The organism is Streptococcus oralis subsp. tigurinus (assembly GCF_002096275.1).
In the GTDB taxonomy this organism is placed as follows: domain Bacteria; phylum Bacillota; class Bacilli; order Lactobacillales; family Streptococcaceae; genus Streptococcus; species Streptococcus oralis_CN.
The window spans coordinates 111,502-130,214 of record NZ_NCUG01000015.1 but is presented as its reverse complement, the minus strand read 5'-3'; the positions used below and the strand labels follow the sequence as shown (position 1 = coordinate 130,214).

15 protein-coding genes are annotated in these 18,713 nt (G+C 42.3%); 14 read left to right on the top strand and 1 reads right to left on the bottom strand.

Annotation, left to right across the window (positions count from 1 at the left end; translation table 11 throughout):
* Nucleotides 1-164 precede the first annotated feature (164 nt).
* From ileS to B7725_RS02515, 11 genes are all read left to right on the top strand, one after another.
* Complete coding sequence (gene ileS, locus B7725_RS02565; protein ID WP_084874409.1) at nucleotides 165-2,957, top strand: isoleucine--tRNA ligase; 2,793 nt, start codon at nucleotides 165-167, stop codon at nucleotides 2,955-2,957.
* A gap of 327 nt (nucleotides 2,958-3,284) precedes the next feature.
* The gene (locus B7725_RS02560; RefSeq protein WP_000856374.1) at nucleotides 3,285-3,665 is read left to right on the top strand and encodes a hypothetical protein; all 381 of its coding nucleotides are present in this window, start codon (nucleotides 3,285-3,287) and stop codon (nucleotides 3,663-3,665) included.
* 188 nt (nucleotides 3,666-3,853) lie between these two features.
* Nucleotides 3,854-4,546 carry a phosphoglycerate mutase gene (locus tag B7725_RS02555; RefSeq protein ID WP_000240120.1) on the top strand — a complete coding sequence of 231 codons (693 nt, stop codon included), beginning with the start codon at nucleotides 3,854-3,856 and terminating at the stop codon, nucleotides 4,544-4,546.
* Nucleotides 4,547-4,664: 118 nt separating this feature from the next.
* Nucleotides 4,665-5,366, top strand: coding sequence for an ABC transporter ATP-binding protein (locus B7725_RS02550; RefSeq protein ID WP_084874407.1), 702 nt, complete (start codon nucleotides 4,665-4,667; stop codon nucleotides 5,364-5,366).
* Nucleotides 5,362-8,070 (top strand): ABC transporter permease, encoded by a 2,709-nt coding sequence (locus B7725_RS02545; protein ID WP_193431819.1) that lies wholly within the window; start codon nucleotides 5,362-5,364, stop codon nucleotides 8,068-8,070. The genes B7725_RS02550 and B7725_RS02545 overlap by 5 nt, the downstream gene beginning before the upstream one ends.
* A 144-nt stretch (nucleotides 8,071-8,214) precedes the next feature.
* On the top strand, nucleotides 8,215-8,484 hold the full coding sequence (rpsO, locus tag B7725_RS02540) for a 30S ribosomal protein S15 (RefSeq protein ID WP_001018251.1): 270 nt from the start codon (nucleotides 8,215-8,217) through the stop codon (nucleotides 8,482-8,484).
* A gap of 1,050 nt (nucleotides 8,485-9,534) precedes the next feature.
* Complete coding sequence (locus B7725_RS02535; RefSeq protein WP_000531728.1) at nucleotides 9,535-10,146, top strand: CadD family cadmium resistance transporter; 612 nt, start codon at nucleotides 9,535-9,537, stop codon at nucleotides 10,144-10,146.
* Nucleotides 10,147-10,379: 233 nt separating this feature from the next.
* Entirely contained in the window at nucleotides 10,380-11,426 is a 1,047-nt protein-coding gene (locus B7725_RS02530; RefSeq protein WP_084874404.1) for a FecCD family ABC transporter permease, read from the top strand.
* A 1-nt stretch (nucleotide 11,427) separates the two neighbouring features.
* Nucleotides 11,428-12,183 (top strand): ABC transporter ATP-binding protein, encoded by a 756-nt coding sequence (locus tag B7725_RS02525; protein ID WP_084874403.1) that lies wholly within the window; start codon nucleotides 11,428-11,430, stop codon nucleotides 12,181-12,183.
* A 19-nt stretch (nucleotides 12,184-12,202) separates the two neighbouring features.
* Nucleotides 12,203-13,213, top strand: a complete 1,011-nt coding sequence (locus B7725_RS02520) for an ABC transporter substrate-binding protein (RefSeq protein WP_084874401.1) — start codon at nucleotides 12,203-12,205, stop codon at nucleotides 13,211-13,213.
* Nucleotides 13,194-13,886: an alpha/beta hydrolase-fold protein gene (locus B7725_RS02515; RefSeq protein WP_084874399.1), complete on the top strand. Its 693-nt coding sequence runs from the start codon at nucleotides 13,194-13,196 to the stop codon at nucleotides 13,884-13,886. The genes B7725_RS02520 and B7725_RS02515 overlap by 20 nt, the downstream gene beginning before the upstream one ends.
* A 42-nt stretch (nucleotides 13,887-13,928) precedes the next feature.
* Here the strand turns inward: B7725_RS02515 and B7725_RS02510 are convergent, their stop codons facing one another.
* The gene (locus B7725_RS02510) at nucleotides 13,929-14,678 is read right to left on the bottom strand and encodes a lysophospholipid acyltransferase family protein (protein ID WP_084874397.1); all 750 of its coding nucleotides are present in this window, start codon (nucleotides 14,676-14,678) and stop codon (nucleotides 13,929-13,931) included.
* Between the two features lie 132 nt (nucleotides 14,679-14,810).
* Between B7725_RS02510 and B7725_RS02505 the strand changes: the two genes are divergently transcribed.
* From B7725_RS02505 to B7725_RS02495, 3 genes are all read left to right on the top strand, one after another.
* Nucleotides 14,811-17,147, top strand: a complete 2,337-nt coding sequence (locus tag B7725_RS02505; protein WP_084874455.1) for a cation-translocating P-type ATPase — start codon at nucleotides 14,811-14,813, stop codon at nucleotides 17,145-17,147.
* Nucleotides 17,148-17,248: 101 nt separating this feature from the next.
* Nucleotides 17,249-17,926: a tRNA (adenine(22)-N(1))-methyltransferase gene (locus B7725_RS02500; RefSeq protein ID WP_084874396.1), complete on the top strand. Its 678-nt coding sequence runs from the start codon at nucleotides 17,249-17,251 to the stop codon at nucleotides 17,924-17,926.
* Complete coding sequence (locus B7725_RS02495) at nucleotides 17,913-18,710, top strand: Nif3-like dinuclear metal center hexameric protein (RefSeq protein WP_084874394.1); 798 nt, start codon at nucleotides 17,913-17,915, stop codon at nucleotides 18,708-18,710. Before B7725_RS02500 ends, B7725_RS02495 begins: the two co-directional genes overlap by 14 nt.
* Nucleotides 18,711-18,713: the final 3 nt, after the last annotated feature.

Here is an 18,713-nt window from a genome sequence, read left to right as displayed (position 1 = left end):
CTCTCAACGAATCCAGTCTGAAAACAGTAAGACTGGACGTTCCCCACGTTACGGGAAAAGAGGAAAAGAGACACTGTCTTTTTTCGAACAAAGGTGGTACCACGATTTTCGTCCTTTTTGGAAGTCGTGGTTTTTAATTTGTTAATATTTATAAAGGAGATACCATGAAACTCAAAGATACCCTTAACCTTGGGAAAACAGCTTTCCCAATGCGTGCAGGACTTCCTACCAAAGAGCCAGTTTGGCAAAAGGAATGGGAAGATGCAAAACTTTACCAACGTCGTCAAGAATTGAACCAAGGAAAACCACATTTCACCTTGCATGATGGACCTCCGTATGCAAACGGAAATATCCACGTTGGACATGCCATGAACAAGATTTCCAAAGATATTATTGTTCGTTCTAAGTCTATGTCAGGATTTTATGCTCCTTATATTCCTGGTTGGGATACACATGGTCTGCCAATCGAACAAGTTTTGGCAAAACAAGGTGTCAAACGCAAAGAAATGGACTTGGTTGAGTACTTGAAACTTTGCCGCGAGTACGCTCTTTCTCAAGTTGATAAACAAAGAGAAGACTTTAAACGTTTGGGTGTTTCTGGTGACTGGGAAAATCCTTATGTGACCTTGACTCCAGACTATGAAGCGGCTCAAATCCGTGTCTTCGGTGAAATGGCTAAAAAAGGCTATATCTACCGTGGTGCCAAGCCAGTTTACTGGTCATGGTCTTCTGAGTCAGCTCTTGCAGAAGCAGAAATTGAGTATCATGACTTGCTTTCAACTTCCCTTTACTATGCTAACCGCGTCAAAGACGGAAAAGGTGTCCTAGATACAGATACTTACATCGTTGTTTGGACAACTACTCCATTTACCATCACAGCATCTCGTGGGTTGACTGTTGGTGCGGATATCGATTACGTAGTTGTACAACCAGCTGGTGAAGTTCGTAAGTTTGTGGTTGCTTCAGAATTACTGAATAGTCTTTCTGAGAAATTTGGCTGGGCTGATGTTCAAGTCTTGGCGACCTACCGTGGTCAAGAATTGAACCAAATCGTGACAGCTCACCCATGGGATACGGCTGTAGATGAGTTGGTGATCCTTGGTGACCATGTTACGACAGACTCTGGTACTGGTATCGTCCATACAGCCCCTGGTTTTGGTGAGGACGACTACAATGTCGGTGTTGCTAACGGCCTTGAAGTTGCTGTAACAGTTAACGAACGCGGTATTATGATGGCCAATGCTGGCTCTGACTTTGAAGGTCAATTCTATGACAAGGTTGTACCAACTGTTATCGAAAAACTTGGTGATTTGCTCCTTGCTCAAGAAGAAATATCCCACTCATACCCATTTGACTGGCGTACGAAAAAACCAATCATCTGGCGTGCAGTACCACAATGGTTTGCCTCTGTATCTAAATTCCGCCAAGAAATCTTGGATGAAATTGAAAAAGTGAAATTCCACTCAGAATGGGGTAAAGTTCGTCTTTACAACATGATTCGCGACCGTGGCGACTGGGTTATCTCTCGTCAACGTGCTTGGGGTGTTCCACTTCCAATCTTCTATGCTGAAGATGGTACAGCAATCATGACAGCTGAAACGATCGAGCACGTGGCTCAACTCTTTGAGGAATACGGCTCTATCATCTGGTGGGAACGTGATGCCAAAGAACTCTTGCCAGAAGGATTTAGCCACCCAGGTTCACCAAATGGCGAGTTCAAGAAAGAAACAGACATCATGGATGTATGGTTTGACTCAGGTTCATCATGGAATGGAGTAGTGGTCAACCGTCCAGAACTCAAATATCCAGCGGACCTCTACCTAGAAGGCTCTGACCAATACCGTGGTTGGTTCAACTCTTCACTCATCACATCTGTTGCCAACCATGGCGTAGCGCCATACAAACAAATCTTATCACAAGGTTTTGCCCTTGATGGTAAAGGTGAGAAGATGTCTAAATCCCTTGGGAATACCATTGCTCCAAGTGATGTTGAAAAACAATTTGGTGCGGAAATTTTGCGTCTCTGGGTGACAAGTGTTGACTCAAGCAACGACGTGCGTATCTCTATGGATATCTTGAGCCAAGTCTCTGAAACTTACCGTAAGATCCGTAACACTCTTCGTTTCTTGATTGCCAATACATCTGACTTTAACCCAGCTCAAGACGCAGTGGCTTACGATGAGCTTCGTTCTGTTGATAAGTACATGACCATTCGCTTTAACCAGCTTGTGAAAACGATTCGTGATGCTTATGCTGACTTTGAATTCTTAACCATCTACAAGGCCTTGGTGAACTTTATTAACGTTGACTTGTCTGCCTTCTACCTTGACTTCGCCAAAGACGTTGTTTACATCGAAGGTGCCAAATCACTCGAACGCCGTCAAATGCAAACAGTCTTCTATGACATTCTTGTCAAAATCACCAAACTCTTGACACCAATCCTTCCTCACACTGCGGAAGAAATCTGGTCCTATCTTGAGTTTGAAGCTGAAGACTTCGTTCAATTATCAGAACTACCAGAAGCTCAAACCTTTGCCAACCAAGAAGAAATCTTGGATACATGGGTAGCCTTCATGGACTTCCGAGGACAGGCTCAAAAAGCCTTGGAAGCAGCTCGTAATGCAAAAGTAATCGGTAAATCACTCGAAGCCCACTTGACAGTTTATCCAAATGAAGTGGTGAGAACGCTTCTTGGAGCATTGGATAGCAATGTGGCTCAACTTTTGATCGTGTCAGAATTGACCATTGCTGAAGGTACAGCTCCAGAGAGTGCAGTAAGCTTTGAAGATGTTGCCTTTACAGTTGAACGCGCTGCAGGTGAAGTATGTGACCGCTGCCGTCGTATCGATCCAACTACTGCAGAACGTAGCTACCATGCAGTTATCTGTGACCACTGTGCAAGTATCGTAGAAGAAAACTTTGCAGATGCAGTCGCAGAAGGATTTGAAGCGAAATAATCAGAATAGACTGAGAAAGGTCGCTAAAATCATAAAAAACGCATAATATCAAGAGTTCAAGTGCTTTGATATTATGCGTTTTATCATGGGAAAATTTACTAGTCCATTTCTTCAAATGAAGTTATTCCTGGCCTGTCCGTGTAGATAATTAACATAATCAACTATTCAGTTTTCTCATAATTTTATATTTCTACTAATTATAAAGAGACTATAGAACTTAAAATTATTTTTTGAAAATCAATATTTATTATAAAATTTTATAAGATTGTTTAATTTTTAGATAAATTATGATAGAATAATACCTATAAAAATTTTAAGGAGATTATTATGAAAACAAATACACTTGCTCGTGTTAACGCTATTTTTGGTCTTATTTCAGGAATTATATTGCTTTTAGCGCCAGTTATCATGTTTATCATGGCTGTTGGAGCTGCTGCGGCAACTGAAGACGCAGATGTAACGGTTGGGACATTGACAGGGCTCTCAATTATTTTGTCATTGGTTAAAATTGCTGTTTTAGTATTGGGAATTGTGGCTATTGTTTATTATAAAGATGATGAACGTGTTACGAATGCACCTTCTGTTTTGCTCATTGTAGGTGGTGCGGTCGGCTTGATTCCATTTTTGGGATGGGTAGGTGGAATTCTAACCATTATTGGTGGTTCACTTTATTTTGGAACATTGAAAAAATTTGTAATTGAAGAGTAGTAGTTTTCCAATTATTTTTTGGGGACTATTTCATCCTCTATCGAGAACAATTATGATAGTGCGATAAAGAGAAGACTGATAAGCTCTTCTCTTTTTAGTTGATTTTAACTAGCTTTTTTGTGAAAAATTGTGTAAAATAGAATAGATAAACGAGGGAAACCTCGAAAAATAAAAGGAGAATCCATCTAATGGTAAAATTGGTTTTTGCTCGCCATGGTGAGTCTGAATGGAACAAAGCTAACCTTTTCACTGGTTGGGCTGATGTTGATTTGTCTGATAAAGGAACACAACAAGCGATTGACGCTGGTAAATTGATCAAGGAAGCTGGTATCGAATTTGACCAAGCTTACACTTCAGTATTGAAACGTGCGATTAAAACAACAAATTTGGCTCTTGAAGCTGCTGACCAACTCTGGGTTCCAGTTGAAAAATCATGGCGCTTGAACGAACGTCACTACGGTGGTTTGACTGGTAAAAACAAAGCTGAAGCTGCTGAACAATTTGGTGATGAGCAAGTTCATATCTGGCGCCGTTCATACGATGTATTGCCTCCTGCAATGCCTCATGATGACGAATACTCAGCACATACTGACCGTCGTTACGCTTCACTTGACGATTCAGTCATTCCAGATGCTGAAAACTTGAAAGTGACTTTGGAACGTGCCCTTCCATTCTGGGAAGATAAAATCGCTCCAGCACTTAAAGATGGTAAAAACGTATTCGTAGGAGCTCACGGTAACTCAATCCGTGCCCTTGTAAAACACATCAAACACTTGTCAGATGATGAAATCATGGGTGTAGAAATCCCTAACTTCCCACCATTGGTATTCGAATTCGACGAAAAATTGAACGTCGTAAAAGAATACTATCTTGGAAAATAATCTATAAACAGAAAGCCTAGGATTCCTAGGCTTTTTGTTTTTGCTTCTGGTTTCCAACTAGTTGAAAAAGCGTTATAATGATAATAGGAAGTAATTTGTTTGAGAGAAGGTGTGTCTGATGGCTTATATTGAGATGAAACACAGCTACAAGCGTTACCAGATTGGGGATACAGAGATTGTGGCTAATCGTGATGTGAATTTTGAAATTGAAAAAGGGGAGCTGGTTATCATACTTGGCGCTTCAGGTGCTGGAAAATCAACCGTTCTCAATCTTTTAGGAGGTATGGATACCAATGATGAGGGGGAGATTTGGATTGATGGTGCCAATATTGCCAACTATAGTTCGCACCAACGAACAAACTATCGTCGTGAAGATGTAGGCTTTGTTTTTCAATTTTACAATCTGGTCTCTAATCTGACGGCCAAGGAAAATGTGGAACTGGCTTCAGAAATCGTGACAGATGCCTTGGATCCTGAGCAGGTTTTGACAGATGTAGGTCTGGCTCATCGTCTTAATAATTTTCCAGCCCAGCTTTCTGGAGGGGAGCAACAGCGAGTCTCCATTGCACGCGCTGTAGCCAAAAATCCTAAGATTCTCCTCTGTGATGAACCAACAGGTGCCTTGGATTACCAGACGGGGAAGCAAGTCTTGAAGATTCTCCAAGACATGTCTCGTCAAAAAGGAGCAACGGTGATTATCGTGACCCACAATGGCGCGCTAGCCCCTATTGCAGATCGGGTGATTCACATGCGCGATGCCACGGTTAAGAGCATGACGGTCAATGAGCATCCGCAGGATATCGATACATTGGAGTATTAGCATGAAAAAAACGTATCGGAAAGACCTATTTCAGTCAGTGACGGCTTCAAAGGGACGCTTTGTTTCTATCCTGACCTTGATGATGCTGGGTTCTTTAGCCCTTGTTGGTCTCAAAGTGGCCAGTCCAAATATGGAACGTACGGCAGGGGATTATCTCCGTAAAGCCAATACCCTAGATCTGGCAGTGATAGCTGATTATGGCTTGGACAAAGAAGACCAAGACGAATTAAAGGCCCTTCAAGGAGCAAGTGTTGAGTTTGGTTATATGGCAGACCTAACCGTTGAAAATAGTGAAGAAGCGGTTCGACTTTATTCCAAGCCAGAGGGGATTTCAACCTTCCAAGTGACAGAAGGGCGACTGCCAGAGGCTGATGAGGAAATTGCCCTAGCCGACTTCTGGAAAGACCGCTATCAGATTGGGCAGACCATTACCTTTACTAAGAAAGAAGAAGGGAAGTCCGTCCTAAAATCCCAAACTTTTACAATTACTGGATTTGTTCAGTCGGGTGAGATGCTTTCTCAAAAAGACTTAGGGAGTGCTAGCAGTGGAAATGGAAGCTTGGCTGGCTATGGAGTGATTTTGCCCAGCCAGTTTGATTCAGATGTTTATAGTATTGCGCGTGTGCGCTATGATGATTTAAAAAATCTGGATGCTTTTTCATCAGACTATAAGACCAAACGAACCCAACATCAGGAAGAGTTGCAAGATTTACTAGCCGATAATGGTCAAAAAAGATTGGCAGGTATCAAAGCAAATGGGCAAAAGAGCTTGGAAGAGGGGAAAGAACAGCTCCAAACTGCTGAAAGCAACTTTCAAAATGGCAATAGTCAGTTAGAGCAGGCTGAAAGTCGCTTGAAAACCCAAGAAGAACAAGCGACTGTTTTGCCTGAGCCTCAAAAGAGTCAAGTCACGGAGCAATTGACAAAAGCTAAGGAAGAATTGGCTACAGAAAAAGAAAAACTGGCTCAGACAGAGAGTAATCTAGCCAAGGAAAAAGAGAAGCTTGAACAGCGTCAGAAAGAGCTTGATGAACTGGCAGAGCCGAAATATCACGTATACAATCGCCAAACCATGCCAGGGGGTCAAGGCTATCTCATGTACAGTAACGCTTCAGCAAGCATTCGTTCTGTCGGGAATATCTTCCCTGTTGTGCTTTATATGGTCGCTGCAATGGTGACCTTTACAACTATGACTCGCTTTGTGGATGAAGAACGTACCAATGCCGGTATTTTCAAGGCCCTAGGTTACCGGAATCAAGATATAATTGCCAAGTTTGTCCTCTATGGTTTTCTTGCAGGAACTGTAGGAACCATTTTAGGAACGCTTCTAGGACATTATCTCCTTGCAGGCGTGATTTCGGATGTTATAACAGCTGGGATGGTTGTTGGAAAAAGTCACGAGTATTTCTATTGGTCTTATAGTCTCCTTGCCCTAGCTTTAAGTTGGATATCCAGCGTTTTGCCGGCTTATCTGGTAGCGCGGAGGGAATTACACGATGAAGCAGCCCAACTCTTACTTCCCAAACCTCCCGTTAAGGGATCAAAGATTTTGCTGGAACGACTGAGCTTTATTTGGAGTCGTTTGAGTTTTACTCATAAGGTTACGGCGCGAAATATTTTCCGTTATAAGCAACGGATGTTGATGACCATTTTTGGAGTTGCGGGTTCGGTTGCTCTCCTATTTGCAGGTCTTGGCATTCGGTCTTCTGTAGGAGGAGTTGTCGATCGTCAATTTGAACAAATCCAGCAATACCAGATGATTGTAGCGGAAAAGAGCAGTGCGACGGAGCAAGAAAAAGCAGATCTGGAAAGTGCCTTGCAGTCTGAATCTATCCATGCTTATCAAAAGATTTACTCAAAATCCGTTGAAAAAGATTTCAAAGGAAAAGCAGGACTTCAAACCATCACCATGATGGTTACTAGTGGAGAAGACTTCAAGCCCTTTATCGCATTAGAGGAAAATGGCCAAGAGGTGGAGATTACTGCTGGAGCGGTCGTGAGTCAAAAACTAGCTCAACTAGCAAATGTTAAGGTTGGGGACGAGCTGGAGCTTGATGGGAAGGAAATCAAGGTCGCAGCTATTTCTGAAAACTATGTTGGACACTTTGTTTATCTCAACCGAGCGACATACGAACAAGTCTACGGTACCAGTCCACAAGACAATACCTACCTAGTAAAATTAAAAGATCCAACACCTTCCAATACGGAGAAAGAAGCTGCTATCTTTATGGAAAAAGCAGCTGTTTCTGGGGTCGTCCAAAATGCGACGGCCATCCATCTCTTTGAATCCGTAGCTAGTTCGCTCAATAAAACCATGGCCATCCTTGTCCTTGTTTCCGTTTTACTAGCCATTGTCATTCTTTACAATCTCACCAATATCAATGTGGCAGAACGTATCCGTGAACTTTCCACTATCAAGGTTCTCGGTTTCCATAATAAAGAAGTGACCCTCTATATCTACCGTGAGACTATGGTGCTGTCCCTTGTGGGAATTGCTCTCGGTTTGGTAGCTGGCCACTATTTACATCAATTTTTGATTCAAATGATTTCACCGGCCACCATACTTTTTTATCCACAAGTCAGCTGGGAAGTCTATGCTCTTCCAATCGTAGCAGTGACTGTAATCTTAGCCTTACTGGGCCTCTTTGTCAATCACCACTTGAGAAAGGTGGATATGCTCGAAGCCCTGAAATCAGTAGAGTAATTCAAGGTTTTAAACAGTAAATCAGTTGACAAAGTCTCTGCTTCTTGGTAGAATAAGAACTGTCGTAAAGACAAATAACTTCTTCTTGGTTGCAGGCATGCCAACCTGTCACTCGGATGAAGCCAAATAAAAAGGAGAAACATCATGGCAATCTCAAAAGAGAAAAAAAATGAAATCATCGCACAATATGCACGTCACGAAGGTGATACAGGTTCAGTAGAGGTTCAAGTTGCTGTCCTTACTTGGGAAATCAACCACCTTAACGAACACATCAAACAACACAAAAAAGACCACGCTACTTACCGTGGATTGATGAAAAAAATCGGTCGCCGTCGTAACTTGCTTGCATACTTGCGTAAGAACGACGTTAACCGTTACCGTGAGTTAATCAACTCTCTAGGACTTCGTCGTTAATCATGATGCTAAGGGCGTTAAAAAACCGTATGAAAATAGGGAAACGACACAGTGTTCGATGAACACAAGGAGTTTCATCTTTTTCACTAGGATTTTAGCCCGAGCTCAAATCAGCTCTCTGATCTCAGAGGGCTTTTTTGTTTTATCAATTTACTTAGTCCGTGTTCAATTAAGTATATCTTGATAATGAAGCTACTCCATTGGGTAGCTTTTTTGTATGGATTTTATCCCAATCTCAAATCAGCTCTCGGACTTTAGAGGTATTTTTATGTTGTCACCTTACCCCGATATACTCAAGTATAATCTTCGGTTACGGTTCCTAGCACTGTAAGGTAAAATAAACCAGGATGATCTCCCTTCGGGGAGATTTTTTGTTTCACTAAAATTTTTGTACAATCTTCGGCTTGTCGCCTTGTCTATAAACGTTTTATCCAACAAGAATTATGATGCTAAGGGCGCCAAAAATCCGTATGAAAATAGGGAAACGACGCAGTGTTCGATGAACACAAGGAGTTTCATCTTTTTCACTAGGATTATAGCCCGAGCTCAAATCAAGCTCTCAGATTTCAGAGGGCTTTTTTATTGAGGTTTTATCGGTCACAATTTTGGAGACTACAAAAACATTGTCATGAACGCTACCCACTATTGTTGGGTTTTATCGGTCACAATTTTGGAGACTACAAAAACCTACAAGATATTCAATCAATTCCTACACCGGTTTTATCGGTCACAATTTTGGAGACTACAAAAACCTCAAATGGTATCAGCTAATTACACCATAAAGGTGCGCAGTTACTCGGCTTTTCAAGCCGAGTAACTGTCTGCAAGCCCCCTCGGAGAGCCCACACTTTACGAAGTAAAGTATAGTATGTTATACTCTACATGGAAGTAGTCACCGAATTCCAGTTAGAAATTACTTTGTAACTACGTTTTGAGGAGGAGTAAAATGCTTTCTTACGTTCGACATTACCCACTAGCGATAGCTAAATTAATGTGTCTGTGCTCTCCTAAAATCTGCTGATTTATTACTGACTAATACAGGAGGTTTTTATGGGACAGACAATCATATCTGCTATTGGTGTTTATATTTCCACCAGTATCGATTATTTAATTATTTTAATTATTTTATTTGCACAGCTATCACAGAATAAACAGAAATGGCATATTTATGCGGGGCAATATCTAGGCACAGGCTTACTTGTAGGGGCGAGTTTAGTTGCTGCTTATGTCGTTAATTTCGTGCCTGAAGAATGGATGGTTGGATTGCTTGGTTTAATCCCTATCTATTTAGGGATTCGCTTTGCAATTGTTGGAGAAGGTGAGGAAGAAGAGGAAGAAATTATTGAAAGATTAGAACAAAGCAAGGCAAATCAACTGTTTTGGACAGTTACATTGCTGACAATTGCGTCTGGCGGAGATAATTTAGGTATCTATATACCTTATTTTGCTTCGTTAGATTGGTCACAGACCCTCGTGGCGTTGCTTGTGTTTGTAATCGGCATAATTATCTTTTGCGAGATTAGTCGGATGTTATCCTCTATTCCGTTAATATTCGAGACAATTGAAAAATACGAGCGAATCATTGTGCCCATAGTATTCATTCTACTTGGACTATACATCATGTATGAAAATGGCACGATAGAGACTTTTCTGATTGTGTAGATTTTTTTGTTTCACTAGGATTTTAGCCCGGGCTCAAATCAGCTCTCTAATTTTAGAGGGCTTTTTATGTTGTCACTTTACCTCGATATACCCAAGTATAATCTTCGGTTACGATTATTAGCACTGTAAGACCAACTATATTTATTTTTCTCATCTTGTTCCATTGTTGAAAATATGGTATACTTTTCATGAGAATTTTCTAAATTTTTAAGATTCTATCAAAGGAGGATTGCATGCTTTCCAAATTTTCTGGAAGCCGACAAGATTTGCAATTTGTGTTGTTTTTGGGTGTTTTGCTAAGTGTTTTAGGAATTTCACTTTTTTTAGCTGTTTCTATGGGGTCCGTAGCAATTGACTTAGGAGATACCTATCGGATCATTTTGAGCAGGTTGGGATTTCCTCTTGAGATAGGAGAGGTTTCCAAGTCCACTCTTGCCATTGTATGGAACATGAGATTCCCCCGAGTATTGTTAGGTCTGATAGTAGGGGCTGGTCTTTCTATGTGTGGTAGCGTGATGCAGTCTACAGTGAACAATCCCATCGCAGAGCCTTATGTCTTAGGAATTTCTGCGGGTGCAACTCTAGGGGCAACTTTGAGCATCATTCTTGGTTTAAAATTGGTGATTAGCCTTGGAGCTTTCCTTGGAGCTATTTTGGCAACAATCGCTGTCCTTATCATTGCCTCTATGCAGGGAAGGATGACGACTTCCAGTCTGATTTTATCAGGAACGGTGGTCAACGCTCTCTTTCTGGCATTTTCCAACTTTATTATCTCTGTTGGCGCTAATGCGGACAGTGTGATGACCATTAAGTTTTGGACCATGGGTTCGCTTGCAGGGACTACCTGGTCTGACTTATTCTTGCCAACTATGGTGGTAGGAATAGCCTTTCTATTTTTCGCTACCCAGTATCGTGTTTTCAATGCGATGATGATGGGAGATGAGGCTGCTTTAACTTTGGGAATTCCCTTACGCTTCTATTGGTATCTTTACGTGACCGTTGTGGCTGTACTGACAGCTGTCTTAGTGGCAACTTGTGGGATTATTGGATTTGTCGGTCTGATTACTCCACATTTAGCTCGAGGGTTAGTAGGAACAAATTACAGGAGACTTTTTCCCGTTGCAACCTTGCTGGGTGCCCTCTTTGTCATCTGGGCCGATGTACTCTCCCGTATCATCATTCCAAATGCTGAGTTGCCTATTGGTATTTTCACAGCCTTAGTAGGTGCTCCTTTCTTTATCTACATTGTTGGAGGTAGGCGAAGGGAGGTGAGGGTCTGATATGGACTTGATTTGTCAGGATATCCATTTTGGAATAGGAGAGAAAAAAATCCTCAAGGGAGTTTCTCTTAAGGTTGAAGGGCATCAATTTCACACGATACTAGGACCAAATGGAAGTGGAAAAACCAGCCTGCTTAAACTCCTCTATCGTCAGGAAAAGGCGGACAAAGGCTTGATAAGCCTAGATGGAAAGCCACTGGAGCATTGGTCACTCAAAGAAACAGCCAAGCAAATGGCAGTTGTCACCCAGTTTAATCAATTGCAGTTTGATTGTACAGTTGAGGAAATCGTCTTGCTGGGAAGAACTCCCCACCTCTCTTTTTTACAGAAGGAAAAGGAAAGGGATTATGCCCTCGTTCAAGATGCTCTCGTCAAGGTGGATATGCTTGAGAAGAAAACTCGTCTCTATTCGTCCCTGTCAGGGGGGGAGAAACAACGAGTCTTATTAGCCCGCGCCTTGGCGCAAGAACCGACTCTCTTGCTCCTGGACGAACCAACCAATCACCTGGATATCAAGTATCAGCTAGACTTGTTGGCCATTGTGAAGAATCTCAAGGTCAATGTTTTAGCTGTCCTACATGATATTCAACTTGCTTGTCGCTATTCGGATTATCTCTATCTGATGAAAGAGGGAGAAATCCTTTACCAAGGGACTCCAAAAGAGACCATCACCCCTGAGTCATTGCAAACTGTATACGGAGTTCAAAGTCAGGTTACTTGGACCGAGGATCAGCAAGCTATGATTCACTATTTATAAGAATGAAAAGGAAAACAAGATGAAAAAAACACTAAGCATTTTACTCGTAACAGTAGCTACCCTAACCATGGCGGCTTGTGGAAATACTACTACAGAAAAAACTACCACACAGTCTAGCACAGAAACAAGTCAAAAAGCCAGCACAGAGACGACTTATCCGTTAACGGTCAAGACCTATGATGCTAAGGGGAATGAAGTCGAACAAGTTTTTGAGAAGGCACCTGAAAAAGTTATCACCAACAATCTGTCAACCACTGAAATCTTATTGGAGTTAGGCTTGAAGGATAAAATTGCTGGCATGCTTAACCCTGATAATGCTGTGACGGACAAATACAAGGACGCGATTGCGACGATTCCTCAAATCGGTGATAAAAAAACAGTCTCACAAGAGACAGTCCTTTCTTATGAACCGGACGCAGTAATGGGTCGAAACATGATGTTTTCTGAAAAATCCTTGGGAACAGTTAGCACTTGGAATGAAAACAAAATCCCAGTCTATACGCAAAAAGCTTCTCTTTCAACGATTCAGCAAGATTTGGGAAATATTGTAGAAGATGTTAAAAATCTTGGAATGATTTTCAATGTTCAGGACAAGGCTAATGAATACGCAACCCAATTACAAGCTAAAATTGACGCTGTTAAGAAAGCAAACCCAGCAATCCAAGGTGAAAAGAAAAAGGCTTTGATTATGGTTGCTTATAATGACGAAACCTTCGGTGCTTACAAGTCTGCTTTGCAAGAGAGCTTGTTGAATCAACTTGGTTATACCAACGTTGCAACGGGAACATCAGGCTTGACCTTGGAAAATCTCGTGTCAATGGATCCTGAGTTGATTATCTATGTGACCAGCGACCGCAATAAAAAATTGGATGCCAATGCAGTAGAGTTGATGAAGGCAAATGAAGTTTTAGAAAACGTTCCTGCAATTAAGAATCAAAAAATCATGACCATTTCTTACGATGAGTTGATGGACTATGGTCCAGCAGTGATTGATTCTCTTGAGAAAATCAATGACTTTATCAATAAATAATGAGTTTGATTGGGAAGGGATCCAAGTCAAGGTCAGCCTTCCTTCGACCTATGATCCCAGTCAAACCTATCCAGTTATTCTCTTGAATGATGGAAACTTGGATTTCCTATCATCCCTTTCAGAATCTGTGATTTTAGTGGGCTTGACCTCTAAAAATCGCCTAGACGACTACACTCCATGGAAGGCAGCTGCTCTGAGAGATGGAGCTCAAGATTTTGGCGGTCAGGCAAATGCCTATCATGGTCATTTATTTGGAGGTCTTTTAGACAAGTTGCAGTCGCTTTATCGCCTGGACAAAAATCGCCTTGCCTATGGAGGATACTCACTAGGTGGTTTGGCGGCAGTATACAGTCTTTTCCGTTTTGATAAGGTCTCCTGTATCTTCTCTATCTGCGGTTCCTTTTGGTATCCTGATTTTACGACTTATTGCAGGGAAGAAAAGGTGAAAAATTTGGACTGTTTACTGTATTTACAGAATGGCCAAACAGAAGGAGCTAATCATACCAATCGCTTGGCTCAAGCACTAGTCTATGCTGCGCAGATCCATACCAGTCTTCAGAAACGCTATCCGAATGGTCAGTTTGTCTTTGATCCCTATGGGCATCATGAACAAGTAGCTGAACGATTCCTAGCCTTTTCCAACTGGTTAGCCCAAAAATGGAAAATTGAATAAAAGAAATATCCCTTGGCAAAAGCCAAGGGATAATTGTATTTTTTAACCAAGAGCTTCTCTCTTCTTATCTGGATTCCAGATAAAGCTTGCGACGAAAGTAAAGATAATCGTTAGGATACCAACAATCACAGCAAGAATGAGGGCAGGGATGCGGACAAACCACCAGAGTGGGTTTGGTTTTTTATCATTGTGCCATTGCTTGGTTTCCTCGTCCAAACGTTGGAATTCTGCTTGGATACGGTCTGCAACCATTTCGATTCCTTCATCATTCATTTTCTTGATGTCTGAGATATCGATAGGATTTCCAAAGTTCATATCCACACGTTCACGGCTAACCAAACCTTTCAAGGTCATGGGACCAGTATAGGTAACTGGCATGATACGGACCTTAGCCATCTTGGCAATCAGAGCAACTCCGCCTTTGACATCTGTCGAGTGGCGACTACCACTAGGAAACATGATAAGGGAACGGTCACTTTTTTTGAGGACATTGATAGGGTATTTGATAGCAGAAGCGCTAGGATTTTCCCGGTCGATAGGAAAGGCCCCACACATACGGATCCACCAGCCAAAGATGCGGTTGTTAAAAAGTTCTTTTTTGGCCATAAAGATGAATTGTTTTGGTTTGGTCGCAAAGGCCATATATACAGGATCCCACCAGGTACGGTGAGGTGCGACCAGGATATAGTTTTCATCTTTACTAGGGATTTTATCAGTATTATGATAATGGGCATTGCCATTGATGGACCATAGGAGCAATACAACTAATCCACGTAAATAAGTATAAAACATGCGATCTCCTTCGATTATTTTCTTGTTATTATTATACCTTATCAAAGGAGGGCTGGCAAACTTTTCCCTTGACTAGGTGCATATTTGGGATGAGATTAGAATTCTTTTAGAAAAAATGATATGATAGAATTTATGGATAAAAATAAGATTATGGGATTAACCCAAAGAGAAGTCAAGGAAAGACAGACTAAGGGCTTGGTCAATGATTTTACTGCATCGGCCAGTACTAGCACTTGGCAAATCGTTAAACGAAATGTCTTTACCCTTTTTAACGCTTTGAACTTTGCCATTGCTTTGGCACTAGCCTTTGTGCAGGCTTGGAGCAATCTGGTCTTCTTTGCTGTTATCTGCTTTAACGCTTTTTCTGGAATTGTGACCGAGCTGCGAGCTAAACACATGGTGGATAAGCTCAATCTCATGACCAAGGAAAAGGTCAAAACCATCCGTGATGGTCAGGAAGTTGCCCTCGATCCAGAAGAATTGGTGTTAGGAGATGTGATTCGTCTGTCTGCTGGAGAGCAGATTCCCAGTGATGCCTTGGTTTTGGAAGGCTTTGCGGAGGTCAATGAAGCCATGTTAACGGGGGAAAGTGATTTGGTGCAAAAGGAAGTTGACGCCTTGCTTTTGTCAGGAAGTTTCTTAGCCAGTGGGTCAGTTTTGGCTCGTGTCCATCATGTCGGGGCAGAAAACTATGCTTCCAAACTCATGCTGGAAGCCAAGACCGTTAAACCGATCAACTCTCGTATCATGAAATCGCTGGACAAGCTAGCAGGTTTTACTGGGAAGATTATCATTCCCTTTGGTCTGGCTCTCCTGCTAGAAGCCTTGATGTTAAAAGGTTTGCCTCTTAAGTCGTCCGTTGTAAATTCGTCGACAGCCCTTTTGGGAATGTTACCCAAGGGAATTGCCCTTTTGACCATCACTTCGCTCTTGACAGCGGTGATTAAGCTGGGTTTGAAAAAGGTCTTGGTTCAGGAGATGTACTCTGTTGAGACCTTGGCGCGCGTGGATATGCTCTGTCTGGACAAGACGGGCACCATCACCCAAGGAAAGATGCAGGTGGAGGCTGTTCTTCCACTGACAGAAACTTATGGTGAAGAGACTATTGCAAGCATTCTGACCAGCTATATATCTCATAGTGAGGATAAAAATCCTACAGCTCAAGCCATTCGCCAGCGTTTCCAAGGACAGGTAGCTTATCCCATGCTTTCCAATCTTCCTTTCTCTAGCGACCGCAAGTGGGGAGCTATGGAGTTGGAAGGTTTGGGAACGATTTTCTTAGGTGCACCTGAGATGTTGTTGGACTCTGAAGTCCCTGAAGCTAGAGAGGCCTTGGAGAGAGGTTCACGTGTCTTGGTCTTGGCTCTCAGTCAGGAAAAACTAGATCATCACAAACCACAGAAACCATCTGATATTCAGGCTCTAGCCTTGCTGGAGATTTTGGACCCCATTCGAGAAGGAGCAGCTGAGACACTAGACTACCTCCGTTCCCAGGAAGTGGGACTCAAGATTATCTCTGGGGACAATCCAGTTACGGTATCCAGCATTGCCCAGAAAGCTGGCTTTGCAGACTATCAAAGCTATGTTGATTGTTCAAAAATCACGGATGAGGAATTGATTGTCATGGCTGAGGAAACAGCCATTTTCGGACGGGTTTCCCCTCATCAAAAGAAACTCATCATCCAAACGCTGAAAAAAGCAGGGCATACAACAGCTATGACAGGGGACGGTGTCAATGATATTCTGGCCCTTCGTGAAGCAGATTGTTCCATCGTGATGGCTGAGGGAGATCCGGCAACACGTCAGATTGCCAATCTGGTTCTCTTGAACTCAGACTTTAATGATGTTCCTGAGATTCTCTTTGAAGGCCGTCGCGTGGTCAATAACATCGCCCATATCGCACCGATTTTCTTGATTAAGACCATCTATTCCTTCCTGTTAGCGGTGATTTGTATCGCCAGCGCACTTCTGGGGCGGACTGAATGGATCTTGATTTTCCCTTTTATCCCGATCCAGATTACCATGATTGACCAGTTTGTGGAAGGTTTTCCACCATTCGTTCTGACCTTTGAGCGAAATATCAAGCCTGTTGAGCCAAACTTTCTCAGAAGATCTATGCTTCGTGCTCTACCAAGTGCACTTATGGTCGTCTTCAGCGTTCTTTTTGTCAAAATCTTTGGGGCTAGCCAAGGTTGGTCAGAGTTAGAAATCTCAACACTGCTCTATTATCTCCTTGGGGCTATCGGATTCTTATCCGTATTTAGAGCTTGCATGCCATTTACTCTCTGGCGTGTCCTCTTGATTGTTTGGTCAGTAGGAGGCTTCCTGACTACAGCTCTTTACCCAAGAATTCAGAAACTGCTTGAAATTTCGACCTTGACAGGACAAACATTCCCTGTTTATCTTGTCATGATGGCTGTCTTTACTGTGATATTTATCTTAACCAGTCGTTATCAAGCTAGAAAATAAAGAAGGACTGCAATCTGTGGATTGCGGTCTTTTTAGGTGCAAGATTGCTAGCTGAAATGTGGTATAATAAAAGGTAATAGAGTTTTGGAAAGCGAGAGAAGATGATTTCAAAGAGATTAGAATTGGTGGCGTCCTTTGTGCCCCAAGGTGCTGTGTTACTTGATGTGGGGAGTGACCATGCTTATCTACCTATCGAGTTGGTCGAGAGAGGCCAAATTGAAGCTGCCATTGCAGGCGAGGTCGTAGAAGGTCCCTACCAGTCTGCGCTCAAGAATGTTGAGGCCCACGGATTGGAAGAAAAAATCCAAGTCCGTTTAGCCAATGGCTTAGCAGCCTTTGAAGAGGTAGACCAAGTCTCGGTTATCACCATTGCAGGTATGGGAGGTCGTTTGATTGCTACCATATTGGAAGAAGGCTTGGACAAGTTAGCTAATGTAGAGAGTTTGATTCTCCAGCCAAATAATCGTGAAGACGACTTGCGCATCTGGCTACAAGACCACGGTTTTCAAATCGTAGCAGAAAGCATCCTAGAAGAAGCTGGCAAATTCTACGAGATTTTGGTGGTGGAAGCGGGACAAATGAAGCTATCAGCAAGTGATGTTCGCTTTGGACCTTTCTTGTCCAAAGAAGTCAGCCCAGTCTTTATCAAAAAATGGCAAAAAGAAGCTACTAAGCTAGAGTTCGCTCTTAGCCAAATCCCAGAAAAAAATCTGGATGAACGTCAAGTTCTAGTAGATAAAATTCAAGCCATCAAGGAGGTGCTCCATGTTAGCAAGTGAAGTGATTAAACGTTATGAAGCCTTTTGTCCGCAAGAATTTTCTATGGAGGGAGACAGTCGTGGTCTGCAAATCGGGACTCTAGACAAGGATATCCAAAAAGTCATGGTTGCTCTGGATATTCGTGAAGAGACGGTGGCTGAAGCCATTGAGAAGGGTGTGGATTTGATTATCGCCAAGCACGCGCCGATTTTTCGTCCCATCAAAGACTTGGTTGCTAGCCGTCCGCAAAATCAGATTTATATCGACCTGATCAAGCATGACATCGCAGTTTATGTCAGCCATACTAATATTGATATCGTTGATAATGGCCTCAATGACTGGTTCTGCCAGATGCTAGGTATCAAGGAGACGACTTATCTTCAGGAAACAGGTCCAGAACGTGGAATTGGTCGTATTGGAAATATTCGGCCTCAGATATTTGGGGAATTGGCCCAGCATGTTAAGCAAGTCTTTGGTCTAGATAGTCTTCGAATGGTACATTATCAAGAGAGTGATTTGAAGAAGGAAATTTCAAGAGTTGCCATTTGCGGTGGTAGTGGTCAGTCTTTCTATCCTGATGCTTTGGCAAAGGGGGCAGATGTCTACATCACTGGTGATATCTACTACCACACTGCTCAGGATATGCTGTCTGATGGCTTGTTGGCATTGGACCCAGGCCACTATATTGAAGTTCTCTTTGTGGAAAGAATCGCAGCACTACTTACTCAATGGAAGTCAGAAAAGGGCTGGACTATTGATATCTTGCCTAGTCAGGCATCAACTAATCCTTTCCACCATATCTAGTTA

What these genes read in the sequence shown, in the direction of transcription:
- ileS (WP_084874409.1), top strand. Translation starts at nt 165, where the DNA reads ATGAAACTCAAAGATACCCTTAACCTTGGGAAAACAGCTTTCCCAATG.
- B7725_RS02560 (WP_000856374.1), top strand. Translation starts at nt 3,285, where the DNA reads ATGAAAACAAATACACTTGCTCGTGTTAACGCTATTTTTGGTCTTATT.
- B7725_RS02555 (WP_000240120.1), top strand. Translation starts at nt 3,854, where the DNA reads ATGGTAAAATTGGTTTTTGCTCGCCATGGTGAGTCTGAATGGAACAAA.
- B7725_RS02550 (WP_084874407.1), top strand. Translation starts at nt 4,665, where the DNA reads ATGGCTTATATTGAGATGAAACACAGCTACAAGCGTTACCAGATTGGG.
- rpsO (WP_001018251.1), top strand. Translation starts at nt 8,215, where the DNA reads ATGGCAATCTCAAAAGAGAAAAAAAATGAAATCATCGCACAATATGCA.
- B7725_RS02535 (WP_000531728.1), top strand. Translation starts at nt 9,535, where the DNA reads ATGGGACAGACAATCATATCTGCTATTGGTGTTTATATTTCCACCAGT.
- B7725_RS02530 (WP_084874404.1), top strand. Translation starts at nt 10,380, where the DNA reads ATGCTTTCCAAATTTTCTGGAAGCCGACAAGATTTGCAATTTGTGTTG.
- B7725_RS02525 (WP_084874403.1), top strand. Translation starts at nt 11,428, where the DNA reads ATGGACTTGATTTGTCAGGATATCCATTTTGGAATAGGAGAGAAAAAA.
- B7725_RS02520 (WP_084874401.1), top strand. Translation starts at nt 12,203, where the DNA reads ATGAAAAAAACACTAAGCATTTTACTCGTAACAGTAGCTACCCTAACC.
- B7725_RS02515 (WP_084874399.1), top strand. Translation starts at nt 13,194, where the DNA reads ATGACTTTATCAATAAATAATGAGTTTGATTGGGAAGGGATCCAAGTC.
- B7725_RS02510 (WP_084874397.1), bottom strand. Translation starts at nt 14,678, where the DNA reads ATGTTTTATACTTATTTACGTGGATTAGTTGTATTGCTCCTATGGTCC.
- B7725_RS02505 (WP_084874455.1), top strand. Translation starts at nt 14,811, where the DNA reads ATGGATAAAAATAAGATTATGGGATTAACCCAAAGAGAAGTCAAGGAA.
- B7725_RS02500 (WP_084874396.1), top strand. Translation starts at nt 17,249, where the DNA reads ATGATTTCAAAGAGATTAGAATTGGTGGCGTCCTTTGTGCCCCAAGGT.
- B7725_RS02495 (WP_084874394.1), top strand. Translation starts at nt 17,913, where the DNA reads ATGTTAGCAAGTGAAGTGATTAAACGTTATGAAGCCTTTTGTCCGCAA.